Origin of the sequence: Serratia sp. 506_PEND, from assembly GCF_001076875.1 — a bacterium.
Taxonomy (GTDB): domain Bacteria; phylum Pseudomonadota; class Gammaproteobacteria; order Enterobacterales; family Enterobacteriaceae; genus Serratia; species Serratia marcescens.
The window spans coordinates 1-3,589 of the sequence record NZ_JVEL01000153.1; the positions used below are offsets into that span (position 1 = coordinate 1).

4 protein-coding genes are annotated in these 3,589 nt (G+C 47.3%); 2 read left to right on the plus strand and 2 right to left on the minus strand.

The annotated features are described in order from the left end of the window. A partial coding sequence (locus ADK28_RS29695) for a response regulator transcription factor (RefSeq protein ID WP_161802688.1) occupies positions 1-210 on the plus strand: 210 nt, incomplete at its 5' end. Next, a complete protein-coding gene (locus ADK28_RS04005; protein ID WP_048794952.1) occupies positions 207-1,985 on the plus strand; it encodes a hybrid sensor histidine kinase/response regulator in 1,779 nt (592 codons plus the stop codon). The genes ADK28_RS29695 and ADK28_RS04005, both read left to right, overlap by 4 nt. Positions 1,986-2,044: 59 nt before the next feature. Here ADK28_RS04005 and ADK28_RS31245 read toward each other — a convergent pair whose 3' ends face one another. Together ADK28_RS31245 and ADK28_RS32055 are read right to left on the minus strand one after the other, a co-directional pair. Beyond that, positions 2,045-3,049 carry a HEPN domain-containing protein gene (locus tag ADK28_RS31245; RefSeq protein ID WP_152929614.1) on the minus strand — a complete coding sequence of 335 codons (1,005 nt, stop codon included), beginning with the start codon at positions 3,047-3,049 and terminating at the stop codon, positions 2,045-2,047. A 283-nt stretch (positions 3,050-3,332) separates the two neighbouring features. Next, positions 3,333-3,589, minus strand: a 257-nt coding sequence (locus tag ADK28_RS32055) for a hypothetical protein (RefSeq protein WP_161802689.1), incomplete at its 5' end; no start/stop codon positions are given.

The following is a 3,589-nucleotide window of genomic DNA, read 5'->3' on the forward strand; positions in this document are numbered from 1 at the left end:
CACTTAAATAAATTCAATTTAACGCCGAGGCAAATCGACGTATTAACTATGATGCTGCGCGGCCTGCCAAATAAAAGAATTGCGACGCAACTGTCTATTTCCGAACCCACCGTCAAAGAACATATCAGCAATATATTGAAAAAGATCGGCGTCAACAGCCGGGTGGAAGCCATCACGCTGTTGCACGGCAAACGGGATCCGTCGTCATGAGGTTTTTCCAGCATTTACAAAATGATGGCATCTCCCCGCGCGCGCAGATCCGCCTGCTGGACAACACCTTCATGCGGCTGGTGTTCAGCTTCACCGCCGTGCCTTTCGTCGGCATCCCGTTCGCCATCTGGATTTATTTGCTGGGCGACAAGCTCGGCCCAACCATTACCTGGATCATCGTTTACCTGCTATGCGCCGTGGCGATCCGAATAGGGCATCGGCGCTACCAGCGCGAAGCCAAAGAGAATGATGAAGACGCCGTGCTGCGCCGCTGGCTGCCGCGTATTAATAAGGTGGCCTTTATTCACGGGTTGGGGATCTCATCACTCTATTTAATTACGCCGCAGACCCATAACTTTGACTTTTTCCTGCTGCTCAATATCAGCATCGCCGCGATTGTCGCCGCCAACGCAACGCACCTGACGCCCGTCATCAGCACCTTTACCCGCTTTTTCTTCGCCTCCTGGGGGCTGCTGAACCTCGGCATCATCTGGCGGCTGGAAGACGTGATGTTCATCGTGCTGATGCTGAACTTGTTGTACGGCTTCGCCATTTACCGCCACGCATTAACCTCGCATGCGTTCTTTATTCAGCAGGCGCTGCTCGAAGAGCAAAGCTCGCGCCTGGCGGAGCAGTTCCGCCAGGCTAAAGAAGAGGCGGAACAGGCGCTGTTGGACAAGAACCAGTTCCTGACCACCGCCAGCCACGATCTGCGCCAGCCGGTGCACGCCATGGGCTTTCTGATCGAGGCCATCATCCACAAAAACCGCGACGACAGCCTGACGCCGCAGCTGCTGGATCTGCAGCAGAGCGTGCGTTCGGTGCATTTGATGTTCAATTCGCTGCTCGATCTCAGCAAAATCGAATCCGGCAACGTGCGCACCGCCGCCACCCATGTGGATATCGGCGCCCTGCTCGACTCGGTGGTCACCCTGTTCCGCGAAGAGGCCAACAGCCGCGCCCTGACGCTGCGCACCTGGCGCCCCAGACGGCGTATCAGCGTGATGGGCGATCCGCTGCTGGTGCGGCAATCGCTGATCAACCTGATCCAGAACGCCCTGCGCTACACGCAACGGGGCGGCGTGCTGATCGCCATCCGCCCGCGCGGCGCCGAGTGCCTGGTGGAAGTGTGGGACACCGGCGTGGGCATCGCCGACGAAGAGAAAAGCAAAATCTTCTCCCCTTACTACCGCCCCGAGCTGGCGTGGAAAATCGACAGCGCCGGCCACGGGCTGGGGCTGGCGGTGGTGGCGCGCTGCGCCAAGCTGATGAAGGTGAAGTACGGCATGCACTCCGTCGAAGGCAAAGGATCGCGTTTCTGGATGCGCTTCACGCAATACATCGGCGAAGACAAAGCGCCGGAAACCGCGGCCGCCTACGACAACACCGCCACGCCTACCCGCTATGCGCCACTGCGCGGCGCCTGCCTGGTGGTGGACGATGATCCCTTGGTGACCTCCGCCTGGGAGAGCCTGATGAGCACCTGGGGCATCACCGTGCGCTGCGCAGCCTCCGCCGAGGAAGCCTTCGCCATCGTCGACGACGGTTTTACGCCGTTCGCCGTGCTGTGCGACCAGCGCCTGCGTTCCGGCGAGAGCGGTTTCGACATCCTGAAAGCGCTGTTCGAACGCCTGCCGGACGTAAGCGGCGCGATGGTCAGCGGCGAGTTCAATTCGCAAATATTGCAAGAGGCCGAGCAGGAAGGCTATCTGGTGCTGCGCAAGCCGCTGGAACCGGCCAGGCTGCATGCGCTGCTGACCCAGTGGGGGGGATAAATTAAGCAATTAAATATATGATATTATCCAGAATATAGGTAAAAAAATAAAATTTAAGGTTATGGGCTTGGTTTCCCCTTTATTTTTTCTTCAACATCTATTCCATACCAATTATTAGAGATCAGGACTTGTAGGCAGGATATAATCACGGAAATTCCAAATTGTAAATTTTTATAAATATCACCAAACTGATCACTTAGAGAGTAATCCATCAAGTCATAACGCATAGGGTGATATATTTCGTACCCTCCATGAATTAAAGAGCTTCTCAAATTATATAACAATCTAAAATTCTTTCTTAAGATAGAGTTTTCTTTTTCATTTAATTTCAACAAAAAAGACACCCTATCTATCAAATTACTAAAGCCTTCACCAATCCTTGTACTAAATAGGGATTCTAATGCATGAAATATCCACATAATGTCATTAACATCATCATCAGAATGACAGAAATGAATCAAAGAAAATAATGTTTTCTCGATTGGCAGACTGGCTTTTTGTTTATAGCCAATATTTATCCCTTCATACCAAGAAATCACACTGCTTAGAGGGATTTCTTTTATCCTAGGAAAGTGACCATTAAAAGAATCTAACCATGCATTTTGAAAACTATATGATGACAACATCACTCTTTCATCATTAATAGATAAATTGAAAAAATCACATACTCCAGGTCTAGACAAATTCATCAAAATAAACAATTCATAGCAATAGTGTTCAACAAAAAATCTAGCATAAGACATATAATGGCTATGTTTGTTCTCTTCTTTTATCTCAACTGATACCGGTATTTTTACTTTAGGATTAACAAAACTGGAATAATCAGTTGGTATTTTAGAATAAGCATCTTTAGTTTTTTTATAACTTTCTTTTAGCCTTTCGATTAGAAAATCCCAACTCACACATACATCAATTGAACAACCATCATGATAGTAGCACTTTGATTTTATTAAACTTAAATTACTTTCCCAGAAAAAAATGTCATCTAGTTCAAAAACTTCCCAATTATCTTCATCAGTTCTCCCTATAGTAAGGGAAAGATGAAACATTAACGCGTCTTTCATAGTTACCTCATTTTCATAAACCTTTAAAAAGAAGAATCAAAAATCGCATATTATCATCACTATTAAATATAAAAAACATGGCCATTATTAACCGGCAGACTATTAAAAGGCCAGCTATAGAAATAACTAAGCTGGCTTTTTTAGCAAAACCTAATGGATCACAATAGGTTTATTCCCACTCAATTATTACAATCCATAAAAACCAATAAAAATCAGCGATTTATTAATTCTGTACCATAAAGTACCATGACCGATACCATGCTCCAATTTGGCTAAGCTGAGATCAAGCAGAGTTCGATCCCCCCTCCTCAACCGCATCAGACTTGTGAATATTATCCGCGAAAACACTTGTTAGGGGCATATCAAAGTCAAATCCTTTTGCCCGAATGTCTAATACCGCCTTTATATCCTCTGGTGAGCTGATTTCAGAAACGTAGTAATACGCATCTACAGATATCCGTTTGAGTTGACTCTTATATTTTTCCAACCAAGCAAGCTTGCTAGCGAAAAACACCACCTTCTCAGAAAGACACATCCTCG